A 22043-nucleotide genomic window follows, 5' to 3' on the forward strand; every position below is an offset into this window, starting at 1 on the left:
CCGGTGCGGGGGCTGTCCTAGTCCGCCGCGCAATCGGCGATGCGGCCGGCGAGCTCGGAGATCAGTTCCGGGTAGAAGCCCGCGCCGGTGGTCAGCGTGGCTCCCAGCGGGTCGAGCTCGGCCACGGGCAGCTCCGTGCCCTGGCTCACGGTGGCGACGAGGCGCGGGTCGAACTGCGGCTCGGCGAAGATGCAGGTGACGCCGGCCTCGGCGGCCGCCTCGCGCAGTTCGGCCAGCCGGCCGGGGCTGGGCGGCGTCGCGGCCGAGACCTGGATCGCGCCCACCACCTGCAACTCGAAGGAGGCCTCGAGGTACTGGTAGGCGTCGTGGAAGACGATGTAGCGATCCTCGTGATGCGGAGCGAGGGTCTCGCGGGCCTGCGCGACGGTGCTCTCGAGCGTGGCGCGGGCCGCCTCGGCATTGGCCGCGTAGGTTTCGGCGTTCTCGGGGTCGGTCTCGGCCAGCACGGTCGCGATATGGTCGAGCCAGGCCGCGGCGTTGTCGGGCGAGAGCCAGAGGTGCGGATCGTCCGGGCCGTGGGCGTGGCCGGCATGGGCGTCTTCCTCGTGTGCGTGCTCCTCCTCGGCGTGGCCGTGGTCGTCATGGTCTTCGTGATCGTGATGGCCATGCGGCGCTTCCTGCGCGCCGAAAACGGCCGCCTCACGGCTGGGCAGGTGCCCGGTGCCCGGCGCTTCGCCAAGCGTGACCACGCGCGAATCGCCGGCGATGGAGCCGATCTTGCGGCCGAGGTCCGGCGTGAGGGCCTCACCCACCCAGAAGACGACCTCGGCGTTCTGCAGGGCGCGCGCCTCGGAGGGCTTCAGCGCGTAGCCGTGCGGCGAGGTGGCGGGCGGCACCAGCAGACCCGGTTCGCCGAGTTCGCCTATGACATCGGCGACGAGGCCATGGACCGGGGCGATGTCGGCGACGACGGCGGGGGGCTCGGCCGCCAGGGGGCTCGCGACGAAAAGGGCGGGAGGACGCGACGCAGCATGCAGTCTCCTTGTGTGATGTTATAACGTCACATCGGTTGCTACTGGAAACGATATAACATATCAACCCCTGCAAAGGAGATCGCATGGACCCGCTTGGATTCGCTCCCCACGATCATGGCAGCTGCATCGCAGACGGCCTCGCCTCGGTCGAGCGGGCCTGCGCCGCGCAGGCACTCTCGCTCACGCCGCAGCGCCGCCGCGTGCTCGAGATCCTGCTTCAGGAGCATCGTGCCATGGGCGCCTACGAGGTGCTGGACGTGCTGCGCGCCGAGAAGTCGGGCGCCCAGCCGCCGACGGTGTACCGCGCGCTCGACTTCCTGACGACGCATGGCTTCGCGCACAAGATCGAGCGGCTGAACGCCTTCGTCGCCTGCACGCATCCGGGCGAGCGTCACGCGCCCGCCTTCCTGATCTGCCGCACCTGCGGGACGGTGGCCGAGATGCCCTCGCGCGCCATCGCCGGCGCCGTGCGCGAGGCGGCCGCGGACCTGGGCTTCCTCCCCGAGCGCATGGTGGTCGAGGCCGAGGGCCTCTGCCCGGCCTGCCGGGAGCGCGCCGCATGAGCCTGCTGAGTGCGCGCGACCTGCAGGTGACGCTGGGCGGCCACGGGGTGCTGCAGGGCGTCGATTTCCATATCGATCCGGGCGAGATCGTCACCATCGTGGGGCCCAACGGGTCCGGCAAGTCGACGCTGCTGCGCAGCCTGATCGGCGCGGTGCGTCTCGACCGGGGAAGCGTCACCCGCGCGCCGGGGCTGCGGCTGGGCTACGTGCCGCAGGCGCTGCGCATCGACCCGACGCTGCCGATGACCGTGCGCCGCTTCCTGTCGCTGCCCGCCCGGGTCGAGACCGCGACGGCCCGCACCGCGTTGCGCGAGGCCGGCGCCGAGGCGCTGGAGGGCCGCCAGATGGCGGGCCTCTCCGGCGGCCAGTTCCAGCGCGTGCTGCTCGCGCGCGCGCTGCTGAACGAGCCGCAGGTGCTGCTGCTCGACGAGCCGACGCAGGGACTGGACCAGCCCGGCTCCGCCGCCTTTTACCGCCGGATCGAGGAGATCCGCGCCCACCTCGGCTGCGCCGTCGTCATGGTCAGCCACGAGCTGCACGTCGTCATGAGCGCCTCGGACCGGGTGGTCTGCCTCAACGGCCATGTCTGCTGCGAGGGCCACCCCGAAACGGTGGCACAGGCGGCGGAGTACCGCGCGCTCTTCGGCACCGGCACCCACGGGGCACTGGCGCTCTACCGCCACGAACACACCCACAGCCACGATCACGCGGACGCTTCCTGAATGCTCGACGATTTCCTGATCCGCGCCGCGCTGGCGGGGCTGGGGCTGGCGCTGGCCGCGGCCCCGCTGGGCTGCTTCGTGGCCTGGCGCCGCATGGCCTTCTTCGGCGACGCCACGGCGCATGCCGCGATCCTGGGCGTGGCGCTCTCGCTCGCGCTCTCGCTGCCGATCTTCGCGGGCACGCTGGTCATGGCGCTGATCATGGCACTCGCCGTGGGCGCGCTGGGCGGGCGTGGCCTGGCGGTGGACACGCTGCTGGGCGTGCTGTCGCACTCGGCGCTGGCGGCGGGCCTCGTGGCGATCACCTTCGTGCCCGGCGCCCGGCTCGATCTCTCGGCCTATCTCTTCGGCGACATCCTCGCGGTGACCCGCACGGATCTCGCGGTGATCTGGGGCGGCGCCGCGCTGGTCGTGGCGTTGATCCTCTGGCGCTGGCAGCGGCTGCTGACGGCGACGCTCTCGCCCGATCTCGCCCATGCCTCCGGCATCGATCCGCGGCGCGAGCAGCATGTGCTGACGCTGGCCCTGGCAGTGACGGTGGCGGTGGCGATCAAGGTCGTGGGCGCGCTGCTGATCGGCGCCATGCTGCTGATCCCGGCCGCCGCCGCACGCCCCTTCGCCCGCACGCCCGAGGCCATGGCGCTCATCGCCGCCGCCGTCGGCGGGACCGCGGCACTGGCGGGGCTCGAGGCCGCCTGGCTCTTCGACACCCCGGCCGGACCCTCGATGGTCTGCGCCGCCGCGGTCATCTTCCTAGCAAGCGCCGCCTTCGGCCGGGGGAGGGGCTGAGGCCGGGCCGGCCCCGGTCCTTCTTCTTGTTCCTAAATACGCAAATGGCACGCCGTGGACTACCGGCGTGCCGTCAAGGAAACGCCCTGCAAAAGGGCCAAGCTGCAGCAGAGCCGCGGTCATCGCGTTCGGTTGGATGAGTGGTGGGCGACCTAGGAATCGAACCTAGCGTGCGTCTCCGCGAGGGAGTTACAGTCCCCTGCCACACCTTGCGGCCTGTCGCCCACTCAACACCGTCGCTGCGGTGTGAGGCGCTGACTACAATTGCCGAAATTCGGCGTCAACAGGAAAATCCCTTGCAGCGGGCGCGGCGCGGATGCAGTGATCGGCACTCCAGCGAAAGGGCGGGGACCATGGCGAAGAAACCGAAATGGGTGGTGGAAAAGGAGCAGGCGAAACGCGCCCGCGCCGCCGAGACGCTCTGGCTCTTCGGCCTGCACGCCGTGCGCGACGCGCTGGAGAATCCCCGGCGCGAGCGGTTGCAACTCATCGTGACGCCCAACGCGCAGGCCAAGCTCGCCGATGCCATCGAGGCCTCGGGCATGACCCCCGAGGTGCAGGACCCGCGCAAGTTCCGCGCCCCGCTCGATCCAGGCTCGGTGCATCAGGGCGCCGCGCTCGAGGTGAAGCCGCTCGACTGGGGCCCGCTGGCCGAGATGGCGATCCCCGAGGGCGAGCGGCCGGCGCGGCTGGTGCTGCTCGACCGGGTGACCGACCCGCACAACGTCGGCGCGATCCTGCGCTCGGCCGAGGTCTTCGGCGCGGTGGCGGTGATCGGCACGATCCACCACGCTGCCCCCCGAGACCGGGGCGCTCGCCAAGACCGCCAGCGGGGCGCTCGAGCGCCAGCCCTACCTGCGCGAGCGCAACCTCGCAGAGACGATCCGGGCGCTGCAGGACATGGGCTACCTCGTGCTGGGTCTCGACGGCGAGGCGCCGCAGACGGTCGAGGAGGCCATCGAAGGGCGCCGCGGCCGCCCGATCGCCCTGGTGCTGGGCGCCGAGGGGCCGGGGTTGCGCCCGAAAACCCGCGAGACCTGCGACGCGCTGGTGCGGATCGATTTCGCGGGCGGCTTCGGCTCGCTCAACGTGTCGAACGCGGCGGCGGTGGCGCTTTACGCAGCGCGTCCATGAGCTTGCGCACGGATCGGCGTGCCTCCATATCGGGGTGATGTCGAGAAACACCAAGATCGCCACCTGCACCTACTGCGGCACCCGGGCCGCGCTGGTTCTGGACCAAGGCCGGCACGAGCTGACCTGCGCCTCCTGCGGCGCGCCGCTGCACGATCTCAAGCAGTTGCGCTCCGACGCCGTCGACCGCGACTCGCCGCGCCGCAAGCCGGCCCCGCGCCAGACGCCCCGCGACGACCCGCCCGCAAGCCCCTGGGACAAGAAGCTGCGCAAGGTGCATAAGAAGGCCCGCAAGAAGCTGGCGAAAAAGCGCAAAGGCAAGAGCGCGGCGAAGGGCCTCTTCGATCTCATCGAGGACATTTTCGACTGACCGCCGGTCGGGCAGGGGCCGCTCCGCGCGCCGCCACGGGCAAGAGCACGCTTCCCTCCGGCGGCTGAATCCCCTATCTGGCAGGGACCAGACAAGGAAGGGCGCCATGCAGGACTACCAGACCGCCGGCCCGGTGGAAGACGACTGGAAAGACGCGATCTCGTCGGTCGAGGAGATCATCGAGGACGCGCGAAACGGGCGCATGTTCATCCTGGTCGACCACGAGGACCGCGAGAACGAGGGCGACCTGGTGATTCCCGCGCAATGGGCGACGCCGGACGCGATCAACTTCATGGCAACCCACGGGCGCGGTCTGATCTGCCTGTCGATGACGCCCGAGCGGATCGAGCAGCTGGGCCTGCAGCTCATGTCGACGAACAACTCCAGCCGGCACGAGACCGCCTTCACCGTTTCGATCGAGGCGCGCGAGGGCGTGACCACCGGCATCTCGGCCGCCGACCGCGCGCGTACCATCGCAGTGGCCACGGATGCCTCCAAGGGCGCGGCCGATATCGCGACGCCCGGCCACGTCTTTCCGCTGCGCGCCAAGGACGGCGGCGTTCTGGTCCGCGCCGGCCACACCGAAGCCGCGGTGGACGTCTCGCGGCTGGCAGGGCTCAGCCCCGCCGGCGTGATCTGCGAGATCATGAACGAGGACGGCTCGATGGCTCGGCTGCCCGAGCTGGTCTCCTTCGCGCAGCGCCACGGGCTCAAGATCGGTACGATCTCGGACCTAATCGCCTACCGCCGGCGCAACGACAACCTCGTGCAGGTCGAGAAGGACGAGATGATCTCGTCGGAGTTCGGCGGCGAATGGCGGATGCGCATCTATGCCGACACGACCCACGGCGACGAGCACATCGTGCTCACGAAGGGCAATGTCTCGGTCGACGAGCCGGTGCTGGTACGGATGCACGCGATGGACCCGATGCTCGACATCGTGGGCGCCGGCCCCGGGGGCCGCGCCGACGAGTTCCGCGACGCCATGACGGCCGTCGCCGACGAGGGCCGCGGCGTGGTCGTGCTGCTGCGCGACACCGCCATGAAGCTCGACGCCCACGACGAGGTTTCGCCCAAGACGCTGCGGCAATACGGTCTCGGCGCGCAGATCCTGTCCTCGCTGGGCCTGTCCAAGCTCATCCTGCTGACCAATTCACCGCTCCCGCGCGTGGTGGGGCTCGACGCCTACGGGCTCGAGATCGTCGGCACCCGCAAGATCCCCGGAGGCGCCTGATGGCCGAACACGATCCCCACGCCACCCTGCCGCTGCCGAGCTTCGACAAGGCGCCGAAGATCCTGATCGCGGTCGCGCCCTTCTACCGCGACATCGCCGACAACCTGCTGGCGGGCGCCATCGCCACGATCGAGGAGGCGGGCGGCTTTCACGAGACCGTCGAGGTGCCGGGCGCGCTGGAACTGCCCTCGGCCATCGGCATCGCGGGCCGCATGTCGAACTTCGACGGCTACGTCGCGCTGGGCTGCGTGATCCGGGGCGAGACCACGCATTACGAGACCGTCTGCAACGACAGCTCGCGCGGGCTGACGCTGCTGGGGCTGCAGGGGCTGTGCATCGGCAACGGCATCCTGACGGTCGAGAACAAGGCCCAGGCCGACGTACGCGCCGACCCGGCCGGGCAGAACAAGGGCGGCGGCGCGGCCGCGGCGGCCTTGCATCTGATCGCGCTGGCCCGTAGGTGGGGCGGCGCCCGCAAGGGGGTGGGATTCGTGCCCGCCCGAGACGAATATCAGATCGCGGGCGATTCCTTAGGACACTGACCGTATGACCGCTGCCCCCGCAGAACCCTCCGGCAATCTCAAGCGCCGCATGAAATCCGCTTCGCGGCTCTATGCCGTGCAGGCGCTCTATCAGATGGAAGTCACGGATCAGGGCTTCGAGAAGGTCAAGCGCGAGTTCCTCGACTTTCGCTTCGGCGCCGAGATCGAGGAGGGCGTAGAGCTGCTGGACGGCGACATCGACCTCTTCGTCGAGATCCTGTCCGAGGCGATCAACTGGCAGGCGCGGATCGACCAGATGACCGACCGCGCGCTGGTGGCCAAGTGGCCGATCACCCGGATCGACCCGACGCTGCGCGCACTCTTCCGCGCCGCCGGGGCCGAGTTGGTGGCGACCGACGCGCCGCCGCGCGTCGTGATCTCGGAATACGTCGAGGTGGCGCGCGCCTTCTTCCCCGAGGGCCGCGAGCCCAAGTTCGTCAACGCCGTGCTCGACCACATGGCGCGCGAGGCCCGGCCCGAGGCTTTCTGAGGCGGGGCTTGCGCCCTAGATCAGGAAGTCGGCCTCGGTCAACTCCATGATGCCGGCGAGTTCTATCTCGAAATCGGCCGCGCCGTCGCCGTCCACGTCGGCCTGAACGATGGTGTTGCCGCTTTCATGGCGGTATCCTAGTTCCCCCGCCGTGCCGGACAGGCCGGCGTCGCCGACAAAGGCAAAGGCCTGCTTGAAGCCCTGCGTCGTGTCCGCATCGAAACGCGAGATCTCGATCCGGTCTTCGCCGGCGACGTAGTCGGTCACGAGGTCGCGGTTTCCGGCCCCGACGCCCGATTCCTGGATCGCGAAATAGATGTAGCGGTCGCGTCGTCCCTCCTGTTCGCCGCCGGTCATCACGTCGGCGCCCAGTCCGCCGTAGAAGGCGTCCGCGCCATCTTCGCCGAAAAGCATGTCGTCGCCGCGGCGCCCGTAAAGGCGGTCGCTGAGCCCACCTGTGTAGAACTCGTCGTCGGCGTCGGCGCCGCGCAGTTGATCGACCGTTCCGCCGGTGCGAAAGACCTCGATACCCACGAAACTGTCTCCGACTGCATCGCCGTACATGAAGGCGTCGTTCAGCAGGTCCACCCGGACCGAGGTCGTGGAGCTCTCGTAGCTTGCCGTGTCCCGGCCGGCGCCACCGTCGAGCAGGTCCGCGCCGGCGCCGCCGTCGAGCGTGTCGTTGCCACCGAGACCGCGGAGGTAATCGTCGCCGGACCCGCCCTCAAGCAGGTTCGGACCGTTGTCGCCGATCACGTCGCCGATCGCGTCGCCGCCCATTGAGATTAGGTAATCGCCGGTTGCATTGTAGGTGTCGTCGGAGGCGGAGATGAAGTACGTGCCGCTTTCGGGGGCGGTGAAGGAGATATGGGAGGCGCGCCCGGCGCCGCTGTTGTCGTCAGACACAAGGTAAGCGCCGCTGGGATCGTAGAGATTCAAGTATGGATCGCTCAAGGGGGCCGTCTCGCCGAATGCTTCGAGATCGAACTGGTAGGTCTCGCCCGCGACCAGTTCGACGCCGTACCAGTCCGCGTCGCCGTAATACTCGATCCGTCCCTCGGCTGGCGTTCCGAGACCGAGCGACGCCGTCGTCGTCGTGGACTCGGCAATCTCTTCGTAGGCCATCAAGGCATAGGCGCCAGTGCCAAAATCGTCGTCCGCGGCCGCCGAAATATAGTACAGGCCGGTTTCCGTGGGGGTGATCTCGATCAGCGCATCGGTGTCGCGTCCCGAATTGTCGTCGGTCAGGACCTCACGCCCTTCGCCATCCAATAGGGCCAGGTAGGGATCCACCAGTTCGCCGGAACGACCGTCTCCAGAGAGCTGGATGCCGTAGGAATAGCCTGTCTGCAGCGTGATCGCGATCCAGTCCTGGTCGCCGTAGTAGTCGATGGAATCCTCGTACAGCAGGTTCGGCGTGACCTCGGCTTGCGTCAGCGTGCTTTCGGCGACCTCCTCGATCAGTTCGAGCGAATAGCCGCCGGTGCCGGCATAGTCGTCATTTCCTGCCGACACGTAGTAGGTGGCACTCTCGGTCGGAGTGAACTCGATCAGCGCATCCGTATCCTGGCCGCCATTGTCGTCCCGCAGCACGACGCGGCTGCCCGCGTCGAGCAGGACCAGATAGGGATCTGGGATCTCGCCTGCGCGGTCATCGCCGGAGAGGGCGATGCCGTAGCTGTGGCCGGCCTCGAGCGTGACCTCGAACCAGTCGTCGTCGCCGAAATAGTCGACTTGTCCCTCGAAAATCGTATTGGCCGCCAGCGTGGCCCGCGTTGCCGCGGATTCGGCGATCTCCTGGATGACTTCGATAGAGTATCCGCCGGTCGACCTGCCGTAGTGATCGGAGGCAGCGAGGTAGAAGGTGGTGGTTTCGTCCAGCGTCAGCTTGATCAGCGCGTCGGTCCCGGGGCCTCCGTCGTCGTCGCTGTCGACGATCCGCCCCGACTCGTCGAGAATCTGCAGGTACGGATCGTCGATGCCATTCAGGTATGCCGAGGCGCCCACGCTGATGCCATAGGAATAGCCACCCTCGAGCGTGATCTCGACGACATCGATGTCGCCGCCCTCTGCGATTTCGCCGTCGAAACGGTCGCCCGGCGTGATGCTGTAGCTGGTGGACAGATCGGCGGCGGCGTCGGTGGTTTCCTGGATGATTGCCATGTGGGCCTCGTATCAACTGGTTAAAAGCAACTACTTCAGACGTGATCCGTCCAGGGGCCGGAAACTTGCGGCCTCCGTGCTCGGTGGGCTCGGCGTGATCCGGCCCGAGTGCGCGGGACCGGCCATTGCCTCGACGGAGTGTCGCGCGCGCGAATGATTCCCGCAACTCCCATGGCGGATCAAAGGGGCGCGCCGTTCGGTGTCCGCGTTGCTTCGCCCGACTGTGTCCGCCGGATCCTTCGCTTGGCTCCGAGCGCTTGAAGACATTGCAGAATCGGCCTTGTCGTGGCCCCATGTTCCTGTCGGGAGCAGTCACGGGAGCCACCGGAATGCAGGAACCACCGGAATTGCCGAGCGACCTGCAGCGCGCCATCAAGCAGAACGCGAAGACCTTCCAGTGGATGGGCGTCGCGCTGATCGTGATCGGACTGCTCGCGATCGTCTTCCCGCTGTTCGCCTCCATCGCCATCAAGGTGCTGCTGGGCTGGCTGTTCCTCGTGAGCGGCGCCGTGCTGCTGTGGTATGCCTTCCAGGCGCGCAGCTGGACGCCCGCGGTTCTGACGGGCCTCATCGGCGTGCTTTACCTCGCGGGTGGCGTCTACTTGTCCTTCTTTCCGACAACGGGGCTCGTGGGCCTGACCGTGCTCATGGCCATCGTCTTTGTCGCGCAGGGAATCTTCGAGCTGGCCATGTCCTGGCAGCACCGCCCCGGCCACGGCAACGCGGGGCCGGGCTGGGCCTGGGCCGGTCTTTCGGGCGTCGTGTCGCTGGTGCTGGGCGTGCTGCTTCTGGCGGGCCTGCCGGGCACAGCGCTCTGGGCGCTGGGGCTGTTCCTGGGCATCAACCTGCTGACGAGCGGCATCTCCTTCGTGGCGCTGGCGCGGACGGCCGGGCGGCTCTGAACCGGCGCCGACCTGGGGCATTTGGCCTCGGGGGCGGATCGCGGCGTTGACCGGGGCGCGAAACATATTACCTTTGTTGCATCCGAAACGCATCGACCGGGAGGCGCCCATGCCGCGACTCGTGCGACTCTACATCCTCCAATGCACCATCGGCTTCGGCCTGTCCGGCGTCTTTGTCGCGCTGCTGCTCTGGCAGAACGTGGCCAACCTGGCGCATCTCGTGACCCACACCGAGGCCGGCATGCTGGCGGTCTTCCTGCTGTGGCTCTTCAACGGGCTGGTCTTCGCGGGGGTGCAGTTCGGCATCACCATCATGCGCATGGCCGACCACGGCACGCCGCCGTCGGGCGGCCGCAGGCAGCCCGCGACACGCGCGCCGGTGCCGGTCCGGGTCGAGGCCGCCGCAGGCGAGCAGCGGGCACGGCGCCGGCTGCTCTGACAGCGACTGCGTGTGAACGACGAAAGCGCCCCGAGGGGCGCTTTTTCGTGTCTTGCTTGGCAGAAAAGGCGAAGCGGCGGGAACCACGCCAACCGTGGGGTTATCTCATTCCCGAGGACCTGTATATACAGGTGGGCGCCAGGTAACCGGACCAGGATCCGGACAGAGCCAGCTCCCTCGGAATTGCTTAAGGCCACCGGAATGCAACCATGTCACGGGAAGGGCAGAACCCGCCTGACCCGCGAGATAAGGCGCCGGCCCGAGTCGGACAAGGGGCTGCGCAGAATTCGTTTCATCGCCCTGTCATGCGCTTGGGTCAGTCGCCGGTGGTGACCAGCCCGTAACGCTCCATTTCCTCGGGCAGGAGGATGTAGATCTCGTCCGCGGCGGTGCTCATCGCGGGCTGCATGAGCAGCGGATCGACGCCCATCTCGTCGAGGTAGGCCATGACCTCGCCCTGGCCGCGCTGGATGTCCTCGACCGCGACGAAGGCGGGCAGGATGGTGTTGCGGCCGAAGTAGTGCTGGTGCACGCCGACCGAGGCGCCGTCCTCGGCGCTGCGTTCGCTGCCGCCCGCGAAGAGATAGGGGCAGGCGGAGTAGCAGTATTCGCCGCTCAGCATCCGCGTGGCGATGCCGCTGTCGCGCAGGACCCGCCCGAGCGTGAGCGCATCCTGCACCGAACCGCCGGGGCTTTGGAGCACGACCTCTTCGACCGCCGGCTCGACCTCGGCCAGCCGTCCTGCGATGCGCTCGGCGTCGCCGGCCTCGATGCCGCCTTCGAGCCGCCAGGTGGCGCCCTCGACCTGTGTCAGGGTGAGACGCTCGGGCAGGGGGCCCGCGTCGCGCAGGGGCGAGTGCGGCGGCGCGTCGCGGTCCGGAGAGAAGACGCGCCGCTGGTCGCCGGGGCGCACGGGCTGCGTGAGGCGCGGCGCCTCGGGGCCGAAGCCGGGCAGCGAGAAGCCGCCGGTGCGCATGTCGCCGAAGACCAGCAGGGCGCCGATGCCGAGCTGGAAGACCAGCACGCCCGTCAGCACGCGCGAGACGGCCGAGGCGCGCATCAGGCCGACTTCCCGGGCAGGCGCTTGATCTCGCTGCCGGTGTCCTGTTGAGCCTCGTCCTGCGCCGCCTCGTGCCGGCGCCCGTCGGGCATCTCCGCCAGCGCGCCCTCGACGTCGCGCACCGCGTTGAGCGCGGCGCGCAGTTCGGCGAGCGTCAGCGTGTCTTCGACCGCGGCGCCCTCGCGGCCGTCGCGAATGGCGGCCTGGGTGATGGCCAGGATGAAGACCAGCACGGCGGGCAGCAGGTCGATCGCGATGGCCCCGGCCCAGGAGGGCACGAAGTTGCGCGCGTAGAGGATCACCGCATCGGCCGAGGAGACCGGCGTGTAGTTCACTTCGGGCGCCGGTGTCATGGCCATGACGCCCTGTGCGGCGCCGATGAGCGTGTTGGCGCGCTGGCCGAGGACCGTCAGCACCGACTCGATGGTGGCGGACTGGTTGCCGCGGTCGGCGGCATTGCTGGCGTCGAGCTCGGGCAGGACAACGGATTCGGCGAGGTCCTGCGCGGCACGCTCGACCAGCGGCGCGACCGAGAGCTGGCGCAGCTGCGCGATGATGCCCTGCAGCTCGACGGCGGATTCCGAGAATTCCACGGTGCGTGCCTCGACCGGGCCCTGCTCGACGGTGAGCGCACGCATTCGCGACAGGATGGTGTTGCCGCGCGCGAAGGCTTCCGAGACCAGCGGCTCCTGCTCGGCGATCTGGTTCTGCAGACGCTCCAGCTCGTCGGATTTCTGCCGCAGCACGCGGAAGACCGCGCCGCGCCCCGCCAGTCCCGAAAGCGAACCGGCTGCTTCCTGCTCCGACAGGTCGACGAAGCTCTGCCGCACGCGGGCCACGTCGCGTTCCAGCGACTGGGCCGAGAGCGTGATCTCGTGGCTGCGTTCAAGCGAGGTCTGGTAGTCCTGCACCGTCTTTGCAAGGTGCTGCTCGACGGCGGCCGAGCCCGCAAGCGCGGCGGCGTTCAGCCAGGACGACATCGCCACGATGGCGAGGCTGCCGACGCCCATGGCTGCCATGAGGCCGGCGCGCGCACGGGCGGTGCGCACCGAGGGGAAGAGCCGCAGCATGTAGGACCAGAAGACGAAGATGCCGACCGAGACGGCGGTGGAATAGGCGATGGCCGCAAAGACCGACATGGCGCCGTTTTCGTCCAGCAGCGAGGAGACGCCGAGGTAGGTGTAGATCCCCGAGGCCACCGAAAGCACGCCGAGGGCGGTGCCGGAAAAGGTGTCGAGCCAGCCGATATGGCCCTCGAGTTCGCGCGCGTGTCGCACGCCGCGCGCCTGAGCCTGCGTCAGGCCGGTCTCGTCGGTCATACCCGTGTCTCCGTCTCGCGTTGCTGAAAAGTTAATGCCCGAGGCGTCGGATAAAAGGGGCAGGCGCGCGGGGTTGCATCTGTTCACTATATGTTCATAATTTCGCCCCATGACCTACCAACCCGATAGCGCACTCATGCCGGGCCAGCTGCTGGCCCGCGGGGTCTGCCGTCACCTCGCCGGCCATGGCTTTGCCGTGGTTGAGGAGTTCGTCCCCGAGCGTGGCAAGCGCGTCGACGTCATGGCGCTGGGCGCCAAGGGCGAGATCTGGGTCGTGGAATGCAAGAGCAGCCGGGCCGATTTCACCAGCGACGGCAAGTGGCAGGGCTATCTCGACTGGTGCGACCGCTATTTCTGGGCGGTGGACGAACAATTTCCGACCGACCTGTTGCCCGAGGGCACGGGGCTCATCATCGCGGATGCCTACGATGCCGAGATCCTGCGCATGGGGCCCGAGACAAAGCTTGCCGGCGCCCGCCGCAATGCGCTCATCCGGCGGTTCGCGCAGCATGCGGCACGGCGGCTGCAGGCGCTGCGCGACCCCGAGGCGCGGCTCGACGCGGGCGTCTAGGCGCAAATTCCTTCGAAGGAATCTGCAGATCTTTTCGGAGAGATTTGGCCCGCCTCAGCGGCGCGGCTTGGCCTTGCGGGCGGCCGCGGCCGCGGCGCGGATCTCGTCGGCGATTTCCTCGGCCTCTTCGGGGTCGAAATCCATCGGGATCTCGAAGTCCTCGCCCAGGATGAAAAGGCGCACCATGCCGTGGTCGGTGGGGCCGATCTGCAGGTTGGCCTCGATGTCGCGTTCGGTGTTGATACCCATTCTCGCCTCCGTCAGGGGTGGATGGCAGGTAGACCGCGACCGCTTGATTTGCAAGCGTGCCGGTGAAATCGTTCCGGCATGACCGAGATCGCGCTGCATCCCTACACGCCCGACGACCGGCCCTGGCTGGTGGCGCAGCACGCGCTGCTCTACGGCCGCGAAGAAGGGTTCGATGCTTCGTTCGGTGCGCTCGTGGCCGAGATTCTCGAGGCCTTCGAGGCGGATCACGATCCCGAATGCGAGCGGGGCTGGATCGCCTGGGAGGGCGAGACGCCGCTGGGCAGCATCTTCTGCGTGCGCGCCGACGCCGAGACGGCCAAGCTGCGGCTCTTCCTGCTGGTGCCGGAGGCGCGGGGCCGGGGGCTGGGCCAGCGCATGCTGGAGGCCTGCATGGGGTTCGCGCGCGAGGCGGGCTATCGGCGGATGAGCCTCTGGACCCACGAGAGCCACCGCGCCGCCTGCGCGCTCTACGCCCGCAACGGCTTTGCCCTCGTGCGGTCCGAACCCTGCCACAGCTTTGGCGTGGACCTTGTCGAACAGGGCTGGGAACGGGCACTTTAGGGGCGGATTTCGGGTTGCAATCGCGCGGGGGCGGCGCTAAATCCCCGCCACGTGCCGCCTTAGCTCAGTAGGTTAGAGCGCTAGATTGTGGATCTAGAGGTCCCCCGTTCGAGCCGGGGAGGCGGTACCATTCTCCTCCAGCTTCGATCCTCGCGCCGTGGCCAACTTCAGCCGCCAGTTGCGCACAGACATCGCGATCAGGAAGAGCCCGGTCAGAATCAGCACGATCGTGGGGGCCGGCGCGCTGTCGATCCAGAAGCTCGCGTAGACGCCCGAGAGGCCCGCCAGCAGCGCCGCGGCGACCGCCACCGCCATCATGGTCGCGAAGCGCCGGGCCAGCAGGAAGGCGATGGCGCCTGGCGCGATCAGCATCGCGATGGCGAGGATGATTCCCACCGACGACAGCATCGCCACGATGGTCGCCGAGAGGATCGCCAGCAGCCCGTAGTGCAGAAGGCCTGCGTTGAGCCCGACCATCCTCGCTTGCACGGGGTCGAAGGCATGGGCCAGCAGGTCGCGCCATTTCAGCACGAGGATGATCGCCACCGCGCCGGCGATGAGGCCCGAGGTCCACAGATCCGCCGTGCCCACCCCCAGCATGTTGCCGAAGAGGATGTGATCGAGGTGCATGTCGCTTTCGATCTGGGTGTAGATCACCACGCCCAGCCCGAACATGCCGGAAAAGATCACGCCCATGACGGTGTCCTGCTTCACGCGGGAGTGGTCCTTGATGAAGCCCGTGGCCAGCGCGCAGATCAGTCCAGCCACGAAGGCGCCGATGATGAGCGGGATGCCCGCGACATAGGCCAGCACCACGCCCGGCAGCACCGCGTGGCTGGTGGCGTCGCCCATGAGAGACCAGCCCTTGAGCACCAGGAAACACGACAGGATCGCCGCCGCGGGGGCGATCAGCGCCGCGATCAGCAGCGCGTTCTGCATGAAGGGAAATTGCAGAGGCAGCAGGAGCGTGTCCATCACGGCGCCTCCCGCAGTGCGGCGCGGGCCCGGCGGCGCGCGGCCAGCGTGCCGTGGGTGGGCGCGAAGACGAAGGCCAGCAGGAAAAGCGCCGTCTGCAGGCAGACGATGATCCCGCCCGTGGCGCCGTCGAGGAAGTAGCTGACGTAGGCGCCGACCGCGCTGGTCACCGTGCCGATGCCGACCGAGAGTATCAGCAGGCGCGGGAAGCGGTCGGTCAGCAGGTAGGCGGTGGCTCCGGGCGTCACGACCAGCGCGATCACGAGGAAGGCGCCCACGGTCTGCATCGCGGCCACCGTGCAGGCCGCCAGAAGCGTGAAGAACAGCAGCCGCAGCGCGCCGGGGTTCAGCCCGATGCTGCGGGCGTGGTTCTCGTCGAAGAAGACCGCCAGCAGGTCGCGCCACTTGGCCAGCAGCACCACCAGCGAGACGCCCCCGATGATCGCCAGTTGCAGCGTGTCCTCGGGCGTGATCGCGAGGATGTTGCCCATGGTGATGGTCTGCACCGAGACGGCCATGGGGTTGAGCGAGACCATGAAGAGCCCCAGCCCGAAGAACGAGGTGAAGATCAGCCCGATGACCGCGTCCTCCTTGAGCCCCGTGCGCTGGCGCAGGAAGAGCATGGCCAGCGCCGCCAGTCCGCCCGACAGGAACGCGCCGAAGGCGAAGGGCAGGCCCAGAATCCAGGCGCCCGCGACTCCCGGCACGATGGAATGCGAGAGCGCGTCGCCGATCAGCGACCAGCCCTTGAGCATCAGGTAGGCCGAGAGGAAGGCGCAGACCCCGCCCACCAGCGCCGAGACCCAGATGGCGTTGGTCATGTAGCCGTAGCCGAAGGGTTCCAGCAGCACGCTCATTCCCCGGTCCCGCGGTCGCGGTTGCGCGGCTCCTTGGTGCGGTAGCGGTCGTCGTAGACCACCAGTGCGCGCTCGTCGTCGGTGATGACCTCGAGCCGCCGGGGGTCGGCGTCGTCGTGCAGGCGTTCGCCCTCGAGCATGAAGTGCCGCAGCACGCCGCCGAAGGTTTCGCGCAGTTTCTCGGGCGTGAAGACCTCGCGCGTGGGGCCATGCGCCAGCACCGTGCCCTTGACCAGCACCACGCGGTCGCAGAATTCGGGCACGCTGCCCAGGTTGTGGGTCGCGACCAGCATCACACGGCCCTCGGTGCGCAGGTCCTTGAGCAGGGCGACGATCTGCTCCTCGGTCTTGACGTCGACGCCGGTGAAGGGCTCGTCGAGCAAGATCACGCGGGCGTCCTGCGCCAGGGCTCGTGCGAGGAAGACGCGCTTCTTCTGCCCGCCCGAGAGCTCGCCGATCTGGCGCTTGCGGAAATCGCTCATGTTCACGCGGGCGAGGGCGGCCTCGACGGCCTCGTGGTCTGCCTCGCGCGCGCGGCGCAGGAAACCCATGTGGCCGTAGCGGCCCATCATCACCACGTCCTCGACCAGCACCGGGAAGGACCAGTCGACCTCCTCGGATTGCGGAACATAGGCGATGGTCTGCTGCTTCATCGCGGCGCGCACCGGCCGGCCCATGATCTCGACCTTGCCCTTGGCGACCGGGACGAAGCCCATGAGCGCCTTGAAAAGCGTCGACTTGCCCGCGCCGTTCACGCCCACCAGCGCGGTGATCGTGCCCTCGGGGACCGAGAAGGAGGCGTCGCGCAGGGCCGTGTGGCCGTTGCGGTAGGTGACCGTCAGCCCCTCGGCGCGGATGCCGTCCGTCATCGCGTGAGCCCCTCCACGATGGTTTCCGAGGTCACGCGCAGCAGGTCGAGGTAGGTGGGCACCGGGCCGTCCGCCTCGCTCAGGCTGTCGACGTAGAGCACGCCGCCGTAGGCCGCGCCGGTCTCGCGGGCGACCTGTTTCGCCGGCTTGTCCGAGACGGTGGATTCCGAGAAGACCACCGGGATGTCATGCTCGCGCACCCGGTCGATGACCTGTCGCACCTGCTGTGGCGTGCCCTGTGCGTCCGCGTTCATGGGCCAGAGGTAGAGTTCCTGCAGCCCGAAGTCCCGCGCGAGGTAGGAAAAGGCGCCCTCGGAGGTGACCAGCCAGCGGCGATCCTCGGGCAGGGCGCGGGCGGCCTCGCGCAGGGGGCCGACGGTCTCGGCGATGCGCGTCTTGTAGGCCTCGGCGTTGGCGGCATAGGTCTCGGCGCTGTCGGGGTCGATCTCGCTCAGCGCGTCGCGGATGTTGTCGACGTAGATCTCGGCCGAATCCAGCGCCATCCAGGCGTGGGGGTTCGGCTTGCCCTCGTAGGCGCCGCCGGCGATCGGCAGCGGGTCGATGCCGTCGCTGATAGTGACAGAAGGCACTTCGCCGAGGTTGGCAAGGAACTGACGGAACCAGAGCTCGAGGTTCAGCCCGTTCCACAGGATCAGGTCGGCGTCCTGGGCGCGCAGCAGGTCGCGGGGGGTTGGGGCGTAGCCGTGGATCTCGGCGCCCGGGCGGGTGACCGAGACCACCTCGGCCGCGTCGCCGGCCACGTTCTGCGCCATGTCGGCGATCACGGTGAAGGTGGTGACGACCTTGGGCCGGTCCTCCTGCGCGGCGAGCGGGCCGGCGAGCAGGGCCAGCGGCAGCGCGAGGATCGAGCGTCGGACGAACATGGGCATCTCCCGGATGACGGTGGGGTCTTGTGACATGCATCTAGGAACGATTTGCAACTGTCAAGCCTCCTGCAACTGACTTGCAGGAGGGGCTTGATGCCTGCCCTGCGGATATGCAACTGAGATGCAATGACAGCCACGGACCAGCGCACCGACAGACTGAAGAAGGCCCTGCGCGACGCGGGCATTCGGATCACGCGCCAACGCGCGGCGCTGCTGGACGTGCTGGCCGATGCCGAGGATCACCCCGACGCGGTCGAGCTGCACCGGCGTGCTGTGGCGCGAATGCCCGGAATTTCGCTCTCGACGGTCTATCGGACGCTCACCGCGCTGGAGGAGCAGGGCGTCATCCACCGCCACCAGTTCGAAGGCGACGCCGCGCGGTTCGAACACGCCGAGACCGAGCATCACGACCACATGATCGACGTCGAGAGCGGCGAGGTGATCGAGTTCTGTTCGGATCGGATCGAGCATCTGCAGAAGCAGATCGCGGCCGAGCTGGGCTACGAGATCGTGCACCACCGCATGGAGCTTTACGTCCGCAAGAAGGCCGGCGAGGGCTGAGGCCTCAGTCGCCCGGCGGCAGGCGCAGGCGGAGCGGGCCGCGCGCTGAGACCGGATCGACCTCCTGTCCCCTTTGCGTGGCCACCAGCCCGATCTCGCGTGCGATGCGCCGGACCTCGGGCATGAGCGGGCGCCAGTCCGCCGCCAGCGAGCGGGCCGCCTCGGAGGGGCAGAAGCTGCGCTCGGCGCCGCGCTCCTTCGCGAGGTTACGCAGGACCCGGGCGATCTCCGCATCGCCGGTCACGGGCCGTAGCGGCGGCGCTCGATGGTGACGCGCCCCTCGGCGTCGGTGCGGATCACCGCCAGATCGCCGTAGCCCAGCGGCGGTGCGCCGGGCAGGCCGAGGGTCTCCCAGATCGTGGTGATGTTGCCCTTGTTGCCGACCCAGACGACGCTGCGCCCGGCGGATTCGCGCGCAAGCCGCGCGGTGGGGGCCTGCGGTGCGCGGGTCTCGACCGGCAGGCCGCGTGCCTCGGCGAGCGGGGCGGCGGTGTCGAGGTTGCGCTGGATGTCGGGCGAATAAATCGCGTCGATCGGCGCGCCTTCCAGCGCGGCGACCAGTGCCCGGGCGCGGTCACGGCCGAGGTCGCTGAGGTTTTCGGCCGCGCGGTCGCCGTGGCGGGTCATGTAGATGGTGGTGTCGGGCGCGATGTTCACCGGCCCGGTTTCAGCGCAGGCCGCGAGGCCCGCGCAGGCGGCGATCAGCAGGAAGTAGCGGCGGAGCATGATGGAGAATCCCGGACAAGAAAGGCCGGAAGGGTAGTCCCCTTCCGGCCGTTTGCGAAGCGATTTTCCGCGGTGCTCAGCCGAGCGCCGCGTCGCAGCGGGCGCAGGTGCCCTCGTGCTTGTGCGTGCCGACGTCGGGCAGGATCTTCCAGCAGCGCTGGCATTTCTCGCCCTCGGCCTTTTCGAAGACGACGCCCACGTTCGGCACCTCGGCCATGCGGAAGGCCTCCGGCGGGACCGGGTCGGCGGTCACGGTGATGTCCGAGGTGATGCACATGTCCTCGAAGTTCACCGTCTTGAGCGCCGCCAGGATCTCCGGATCCTCGACGTGGACCACCGGGGCGGCCTCGAGCGAGGCGCCGATGACCTTGTCGCTGCGCTGGATCTCGAGCGCGGCGGTCACCACGCGCCGGGCCTGGCGCACCTTCTGCCACTTGCCGGCAAGCTCGGGGTCGCGCCACGCGGCGGGCGTCTCGGGGATGTCCTGCAGGTGCACCGAGCTCTCCTGGCCGGGGAAGCGGTCGAGCCAGACGTCCTCCATCGTGAAGACGAGGATCGGCGCCAGCCAGGTCGTCAGCCGGTGGAAGAGCAGGTCCATCACCGTCCGCGCCGCGCGGCGCCGCGCGGTGTCGCCGTCGCAATAGAGCGCGTCCTTGCGGATGTCGAAGTAGAAGGCCGAGAGGTCGACCGTGCAGAAGGTGAAGACCTGGCTGAAGACGTGCTGGAAGTCGAAGGCGCGGTAGCCCTCGTGCACGACCTGGTCGAGTTCGGCCAGCCGGTGCAGCACCCAGCGCTCGAGTTCCGGCATCTCGGCCGGATCGACGCGGTCGGCCTCGGAGAAGTGCCCCAGCGCGCCCAGCATGAACCGCATGGTGTTGCGCAGGCGGCGGTAGCTGTCGGCGGTGCCCTTGAGGATCTCGGGGCCGATGCGCTGGTCGGCGGTGTAGTCGGTCTGCGCCACCCAGAGCCGCAGGATGTCGGCGCCGTACTGCTTCACGACCTCGTCGGGGGCGATCACGTTGCCCAGCGACTTGGACATCTTGTTGCCCTTCTCGTCGAGCGTGAAGCCGTGGGTTACCACGTTGCGGTATGGCGCGCGGCCCATGGTCCCGCAGGCCTGCAGCAGCGAGGAGTGGAACCAGCCGCGGTGCTGGTCGGTGCCCTCCATGTAGACGTCGGCGATGCCGTCCTGGGTGCCGTCCTCGCGGTCGCGCAGCACGAAGGCATGGGTCGAGCCGCTGTCGAACCAGACGTCGAGGATGTCGAAGACCTGTTCCCACTCGGCCGGGTCGTAGTCGGGCGCGAGGAAGCGCTCCTTGGCGCCCTCGACGTACCAGGCGTCCGCGCCCTCGGCCTCGAAGGCCTCGGCGATGCGGGCGTTGACCTTGTCGTCGCGCAGCAGGAAGTCGGGGTCGGTCGGCAGCGCGCCCTTCTTCGTGAAGCAGGTGAGCGGGACGCCCCAGGCGCGCTGGCGGCTCAGCACCCAGTCGGGACGCGTCTCGATCATCGAGTGCAGGCGATTGCGGCCCGAGGGCGGGGTGAATTTCACCAGCTCGTCGATGGAGCGCAGCGCGCGCTCGCGGATCGTGGTGCCGTAGCCGTCGTGGCCGTCGCCGACCTCGCGGTCGATGGCGGCGAACCACTGCGGCGTGTTGCGGAAGATGACCGGTGCCTTGGAGCGCCACGAATGGGGGTAGCTGTGGGTCATGCGGCCGCGCGCGATGAGGCCGCCGGCCTCGACCAGCTTGGCGATCACCGCGCCGTTCGCCTTGCCTTCCTTGCCCTTGCGGTCGAAGACCGTGAGCCCGGCGAAGAATGGCACATGCGGCAGGAATTCCGATTCCTCGCCCACGTTGTGCGTCATCCGGTCGAGCCAGCCGCGCTTGAGGAAGCTCTCGTAGTCGTCCGCGCCGTGGCTGGGGGCGGTGTGCACGAAGCCGGTGCCGGCGTCGTCGGTGACATAGTCCGCGTCGATCATCGGCACGTCGTAGTCCCAGAAGCCCTCGGCGCCCTCGGCCCCGTTCAGTGGGTGCTCGAGCGTCAGCGTCGACAGCTCCTGCGGCGAGACATCGCGCAGGCGGCGATACATCGTGTCCTCAAGCCGCGCGGCCGAGAGCGTCTGCTCGGCCAGCGCGTCGGCGAGGATGTAGCGGTCGCCGATCCTGGCCCAGCATTCCTCGGGGCGGCCGGTGACCTCGTAGAGGCCGTAGGCGATCTCGGGCGAGTAGGCGACGGCCCGGTTCGAGGGGATGGTCCAGGGCGTGGTGGTCCAGATCACCACCTTGGCGCCCTGCAGGTCCTTGGCCAGAAGCTCGGAGTCGGCGCCGGCGAAATCGTCGTCCTCGCCCTCGGGCATGGCGACATGGCCGCCGCGCGCGATGCGGAAGGGCACCCAGATCGTGCTGCTCTTGTGGTCGTGATACTCGATCTCGGCCTCGGCCAGCGCGGTCTTCTCGACCGGCGACCACATCACCGGCTTGGAGCCCTGGTAGAGCGTGCCGGTCATGAGGAATTTCATGAACTCCTCGGCGATCACGCGCTCGGCGTGGAAGTTCATGGTGAGGTAGGGATCGGCCCAGTTGCCGGTGATCCCGAGGCGCTTGAACTCGTCGCGCTGGACGTCGATCCAGCCCTCGGCGAAGCGGCGGCATTCCTGGCGGAAGTCGACGACCGGCACCTCGTCCTTGTTCTTGCCCTTGGCGCGGTACTGCTCCTCGATCTTCCACTCGATGGGCAGGCCGTGGCAGTCCCAGCCGGGGACGTAGCGCGCCTCGTGGCCCATCATCTGGTGGGCGCGCACGATCATGTCCTTGATCGTCTTGTTCAGCGCGTGACCGATGTGCAGGTGCCCGTTGGCGTACGGAGGGCCGTCGTGCAGCGTGAAGGGCGGGCGGTCGCCGGCCTGCGCACGCAGGCGGTCGTAGATGCCGATCTTCTCCCACCGCTCGAGCCAGCCGGGCTCTCGCTTGGGCAGACCCGCGCGCATCGGAAAGTCCGTGCGGGGCAGGTTCAGCGTGTCCTTGTAGTCGGTCGTCTTGGAAGTATCAGGCGTGTCGGCGCACATGGGA

The 22043-nt window shown here is 68.6% G+C and carries 24 protein-coding genes, 2 tRNA genes and 1 pseudogene; 14 read left to right on the forward strand and 13 right to left on the reverse strand.

The annotated features are described in order from the left end of the window. Positions 1–17: 17 nt before the first annotated feature. A complete protein-coding gene (locus SALMUC_RS12390) occupies positions 18–998 on the reverse strand; it encodes a zinc ABC transporter substrate-binding protein (RefSeq protein ID WP_037371863.1) in 981 nt (326 codons plus the stop codon). 80 nt (positions 999–1078) lie between these two features. On the opposite strand from SALMUC_RS12390, the gene SALMUC_RS12395 reads away from it, so the two are divergent. From SALMUC_RS12395 to SALMUC_RS12405, 3 genes are read left to right on the forward strand one after another with little or no spacing between them, the layout of a single operon-like run. Next, positions 1079–1558 (forward strand): transcriptional repressor, encoded by a 480-nt coding sequence (locus tag SALMUC_RS12395; protein ID WP_020039750.1) that lies wholly within the window; start codon positions 1079–1081, stop codon positions 1556–1558. Continuing rightward, positions 1555–2280, forward strand: coding sequence for a metal ABC transporter ATP-binding protein (locus SALMUC_RS12400; protein WP_020039749.1), 726 nt, complete (start codon positions 1555–1557; stop codon positions 2278–2280). Before SALMUC_RS12395 ends, SALMUC_RS12400 begins: the two co-directional genes overlap by 4 nt. After that, positions 2281–3069, forward strand: a complete 789-nt coding sequence (locus SALMUC_RS12405; protein ID WP_020039748.1) for a metal ABC transporter permease — start codon at positions 2281–2283, stop codon at positions 3067–3069. Positions 3070–3210: 141 nt separating this feature from the next. On the opposite strand, the gene SALMUC_RS29780 is transcribed toward SALMUC_RS12405, so the two are convergent. Beyond that, positions 3211–3294 (reverse strand) — tRNA-Tyr (locus tag SALMUC_RS29780). 128 nt (positions 3295–3422) lie between these two features. Here SALMUC_RS29780 and rlmB point away from each other — a divergent pair. From rlmB to nusB, 5 genes and pseudogenes are all read left to right on the forward strand, one after another. Continuing rightward, positions 3423–4203, forward strand: a pseudogene (gene rlmB / locus SALMUC_RS12410) (23S rRNA (guanosine(2251)-2'-O)-methyltransferase RlmB). Positions 4204–4240: 37 nt separating this feature from the next. Then, the gene (locus SALMUC_RS12415) at positions 4241–4570 is read left to right on the forward strand and encodes a hypothetical protein (RefSeq protein WP_020039746.1); all 330 of its coding nucleotides are present in this window, start codon (positions 4241–4243) and stop codon (positions 4568–4570) included. A gap of 106 nt (positions 4571–4676) precedes the next feature. Further along, positions 4677–5804, forward strand: coding sequence for a 3,4-dihydroxy-2-butanone-4-phosphate synthase (gene ribB / locus SALMUC_RS12420; RefSeq protein WP_020039745.1), 1128 nt, complete (start codon positions 4677–4679; stop codon positions 5802–5804). After that, a complete protein-coding gene (locus SALMUC_RS12425) occupies positions 5804–6346 on the forward strand; it encodes a 6,7-dimethyl-8-ribityllumazine synthase (RefSeq protein WP_020039744.1) in 543 nt (180 codons plus the stop codon). The genes ribB and SALMUC_RS12425 overlap by 1 nt, the downstream gene beginning before the upstream one ends. A gap of 4 nt (positions 6347–6350) precedes the next feature. Then, positions 6351–6836: a transcription antitermination factor NusB gene (gene nusB / locus SALMUC_RS12430; protein WP_020039743.1), complete on the forward strand. Its 486-nt coding sequence runs from the start codon at positions 6351–6353 to the stop codon at positions 6834–6836. Positions 6837–6851: 15 nt separating this feature from the next. Here the strand turns inward: nusB and SALMUC_RS31540 are convergent, their stop codons facing one another. Continuing rightward, positions 6852–8999, reverse strand: a complete 2148-nt coding sequence (locus SALMUC_RS31540; protein WP_020039742.1) for a calcium-binding protein — start codon at positions 8997–8999, stop codon at positions 6852–6854. A 329-nt stretch (positions 9000–9328) separates the two neighbouring features. On the opposite strand from SALMUC_RS31540, the gene SALMUC_RS12440 reads away from it, so the two are divergent. Together SALMUC_RS12440 and SALMUC_RS12445 are read left to right on the forward strand one after the other, a co-directional pair. Next, positions 9329–9901 (forward strand): HdeD family acid-resistance protein, encoded by a 573-nt coding sequence (locus tag SALMUC_RS12440; protein ID WP_051155906.1) that lies wholly within the window; start codon positions 9329–9331, stop codon positions 9899–9901. Between the two features lie 109 nt (positions 9902–10010). Then, positions 10011–10340, forward strand: a complete 330-nt coding sequence (locus tag SALMUC_RS12445; RefSeq protein WP_020039740.1) for a hypothetical protein — start codon at positions 10011–10013, stop codon at positions 10338–10340. Between the two features lie 316 nt (positions 10341–10656). Here SALMUC_RS12445 and SALMUC_RS12450 read toward each other — a convergent pair whose 3' ends face one another. Further along, the gene (locus tag SALMUC_RS12450; protein WP_020039739.1) at positions 10657–11400 is read right to left on the reverse strand and encodes a COG3904 family protein; all 744 of its coding nucleotides are present in this window, start codon (positions 11398–11400) and stop codon (positions 10657–10659) included. After that, positions 11400–12719, reverse strand: a complete 1320-nt coding sequence (locus SALMUC_RS12455) for a hypothetical protein (protein WP_020039738.1) — start codon at positions 12717–12719, stop codon at positions 11400–11402. The genes SALMUC_RS12450 and SALMUC_RS12455 overlap by 1 nt, the downstream gene beginning before the upstream one ends. A gap of 109 nt (positions 12720–12828) precedes the next feature. On the opposite strand from SALMUC_RS12455, the gene SALMUC_RS12460 reads away from it, so the two are divergent. Continuing rightward, the gene (locus tag SALMUC_RS12460; protein WP_037371866.1) at positions 12829–13290 is read left to right on the forward strand and encodes an MmcB family DNA repair protein; all 462 of its coding nucleotides are present in this window, start codon (positions 12829–12831) and stop codon (positions 13288–13290) included. A 54-nt stretch (positions 13291–13344) separates the two neighbouring features. Here SALMUC_RS12460 and SALMUC_RS12465 read toward each other — a convergent pair whose 3' ends face one another. Continuing rightward, positions 13345–13539, reverse strand: coding sequence for a DUF6324 family protein (locus SALMUC_RS12465; protein WP_020039736.1), 195 nt, complete (start codon positions 13537–13539; stop codon positions 13345–13347). A gap of 78 nt (positions 13540–13617) precedes the next feature. Between SALMUC_RS12465 and SALMUC_RS12470 the strand changes: the two genes are divergently transcribed. Together SALMUC_RS12470 and SALMUC_RS12475 are read left to right on the forward strand one after the other, a co-directional pair. Further along, positions 13618–14100, forward strand: coding sequence for a GNAT family N-acetyltransferase (locus SALMUC_RS12470; protein ID WP_020039735.1), 483 nt, complete (start codon positions 13618–13620; stop codon positions 14098–14100). A gap of 53 nt (positions 14101–14153) precedes the next feature. Further along, positions 14154–14230, forward strand: a tRNA-His gene (locus SALMUC_RS12475). On the opposite strand, the gene SALMUC_RS28920 is transcribed toward SALMUC_RS12475, so the two are convergent. From SALMUC_RS28920 to SALMUC_RS12490, 4 genes are read right to left on the reverse strand one after another with little or no spacing between them, the layout of a single operon-like run. Further along, positions 14194–15075, reverse strand: a complete 882-nt coding sequence (locus SALMUC_RS28920) for a metal ABC transporter permease (protein ID WP_156883494.1) — start codon at positions 15073–15075, stop codon at positions 14194–14196. The genes SALMUC_RS12475 and SALMUC_RS28920 overlap by 37 nt on opposite strands. Continuing rightward, positions 15075–15932 (reverse strand): metal ABC transporter permease, encoded by an 858-nt coding sequence (locus tag SALMUC_RS12480; protein WP_020039734.1) that lies wholly within the window; start codon positions 15930–15932, stop codon positions 15075–15077. Before SALMUC_RS12480 ends, SALMUC_RS28920 begins: the two co-directional genes overlap by 1 nt. Then, a complete protein-coding gene (locus tag SALMUC_RS12485) occupies positions 15929–16801 on the reverse strand; it encodes a manganese/iron ABC transporter ATP-binding protein (RefSeq protein WP_020039733.1) in 873 nt (290 codons plus the stop codon). The genes SALMUC_RS12480 and SALMUC_RS12485 overlap by 4 nt, the downstream gene beginning before the upstream one ends. Next, entirely contained in the window at positions 16798–17685 is an 888-nt protein-coding gene (locus SALMUC_RS12490) for a metal ABC transporter substrate-binding protein (protein WP_020039732.1), read from the reverse strand. Before SALMUC_RS12490 ends, SALMUC_RS12485 begins: the two co-directional genes overlap by 4 nt. Positions 17686–17814: 129 nt before the next feature. Between SALMUC_RS12490 and SALMUC_RS12495 the strand changes: the two genes are divergently transcribed. Then, on the forward strand, positions 17815–18249 hold the full coding sequence (locus tag SALMUC_RS12495) for a Fur family transcriptional regulator (RefSeq protein ID WP_020039731.1): 435 nt from the start codon (positions 17815–17817) through the stop codon (positions 18247–18249). 4 nt (positions 18250–18253) lie between these two features. Here the strand turns inward: SALMUC_RS12495 and SALMUC_RS12500 are convergent, their stop codons facing one another. From SALMUC_RS12500 to ileS, 3 genes are all read right to left on the reverse strand, one after another. Continuing rightward, a complete protein-coding gene (locus SALMUC_RS12500) occupies positions 18254–18493 on the reverse strand; it encodes a DUF3253 domain-containing protein (RefSeq protein ID WP_020039730.1) in 240 nt (79 codons plus the stop codon). Then, positions 18490–18975, reverse strand: coding sequence for a histidine phosphatase family protein (locus tag SALMUC_RS12505; protein WP_020039729.1), 486 nt, complete (start codon positions 18973–18975; stop codon positions 18490–18492). The genes SALMUC_RS12500 and SALMUC_RS12505 overlap by 4 nt, the downstream gene beginning before the upstream one ends. A gap of 76 nt (positions 18976–19051) precedes the next feature. Further along, positions 19052–22039: an isoleucine--tRNA ligase gene (gene ileS, locus SALMUC_RS12510; protein WP_020039728.1), complete on the reverse strand. Its 2988-nt coding sequence runs from the start codon at positions 22037–22039 to the stop codon at positions 19052–19054. Positions 22040–22043: the final 4 nt, after the last annotated feature.

The organism is Salipiger mucosus DSM 16094 (genome assembly GCF_000442255.1).
Taxonomy (GTDB): domain Bacteria; phylum Pseudomonadota; class Alphaproteobacteria; order Rhodobacterales; family Rhodobacteraceae; genus Salipiger; species Salipiger mucosus.

Coding starts and splice junctions, on each gene's coding strand:
- SALMUC_RS12395 (WP_020039750.1), top strand. CDS start 1,079: ATGGACCCGCTTGGATTCGCTCCCCACGATCATGGCAGCTGCATCGCA.
- SALMUC_RS12400 (WP_020039749.1), top strand. CDS start 1,555: ATGAGCCTGCTGAGTGCGCGCGACCTGCAGGTGACGCTGGGCGGCCAC.
- SALMUC_RS12405 (WP_020039748.1), top strand. CDS start 2,281: ATGCTCGACGATTTCCTGATCCGCGCCGCGCTGGCGGGGCTGGGGCTG.
- SALMUC_RS12415 (WP_020039746.1), top strand. CDS start 4,241: ATGTCGAGAAACACCAAGATCGCCACCTGCACCTACTGCGGCACCCGG.
- ribB (WP_020039745.1), top strand. CDS start 4,677: ATGCAGGACTACCAGACCGCCGGCCCGGTGGAAGACGACTGGAAAGAC.
- SALMUC_RS12425 (WP_020039744.1), top strand. CDS start 5,804: ATGGCCGAACACGATCCCCACGCCACCCTGCCGCTGCCGAGCTTCGAC.
- nusB (WP_020039743.1), top strand. CDS start 6,351: ATGACCGCTGCCCCCGCAGAACCCTCCGGCAATCTCAAGCGCCGCATG.
- SALMUC_RS31540 (WP_020039742.1), bottom strand. CDS start 8,999: ATGGCAATCATCCAGGAAACCACCGACGCCGCCGCCGATCTGTCCACC.
- SALMUC_RS12440 (WP_051155906.1), top strand. CDS start 9,329: ATGCAGGAACCACCGGAATTGCCGAGCGACCTGCAGCGCGCCATCAAG.
- SALMUC_RS12445 (WP_020039740.1), top strand. CDS start 10,011: ATGCCGCGACTCGTGCGACTCTACATCCTCCAATGCACCATCGGCTTC.
- SALMUC_RS12450 (WP_020039739.1), bottom strand. CDS start 11,400: ATGCGCGCCTCGGCCGTCTCGCGCGTGCTGACGGGCGTGCTGGTCTTC.
- SALMUC_RS12455 (WP_020039738.1), bottom strand. CDS start 12,719: ATGACCGACGAGACCGGCCTGACGCAGGCTCAGGCGCGCGGCGTGCGA.
- SALMUC_RS12460 (WP_037371866.1), top strand. CDS start 12,829: ATGACCTACCAACCCGATAGCGCACTCATGCCGGGCCAGCTGCTGGCC.
- SALMUC_RS12465 (WP_020039736.1), bottom strand. CDS start 13,539: ATGGGTATCAACACCGAACGCGACATCGAGGCCAACCTGCAGATCGGC.
- SALMUC_RS12470 (WP_020039735.1), top strand. CDS start 13,618: ATGACCGAGATCGCGCTGCATCCCTACACGCCCGACGACCGGCCCTGG.
- SALMUC_RS28920 (WP_156883494.1), bottom strand. CDS start 15,075: ATGGACACGCTCCTGCTGCCTCTGCAATTTCCCTTCATGCAGAACGCG.
- SALMUC_RS12480 (WP_020039734.1), bottom strand. CDS start 15,932: ATGAGCGTGCTGCTGGAACCCTTCGGCTACGGCTACATGACCAACGCC.
- SALMUC_RS12485 (WP_020039733.1), bottom strand. CDS start 16,801: ATGACGGACGGCATCCGCGCCGAGGGGCTGACGGTCACCTACCGCAAC.
- SALMUC_RS12490 (WP_020039732.1), bottom strand. CDS start 17,685: ATGTTCGTCCGACGCTCGATCCTCGCGCTGCCGCTGGCCCTGCTCGCC.
- SALMUC_RS12495 (WP_020039731.1), top strand. CDS start 17,815: ATGACAGCCACGGACCAGCGCACCGACAGACTGAAGAAGGCCCTGCGC.
- SALMUC_RS12505 (WP_020039729.1), bottom strand. CDS start 18,975: ATGCTCCGCCGCTACTTCCTGCTGATCGCCGCCTGCGCGGGCCTCGCG.
- ileS (WP_020039728.1), bottom strand. CDS start 22,039: ATGTGCGCCGACACGCCTGATACTTCCAAGACGACCGACTACAAGGAC.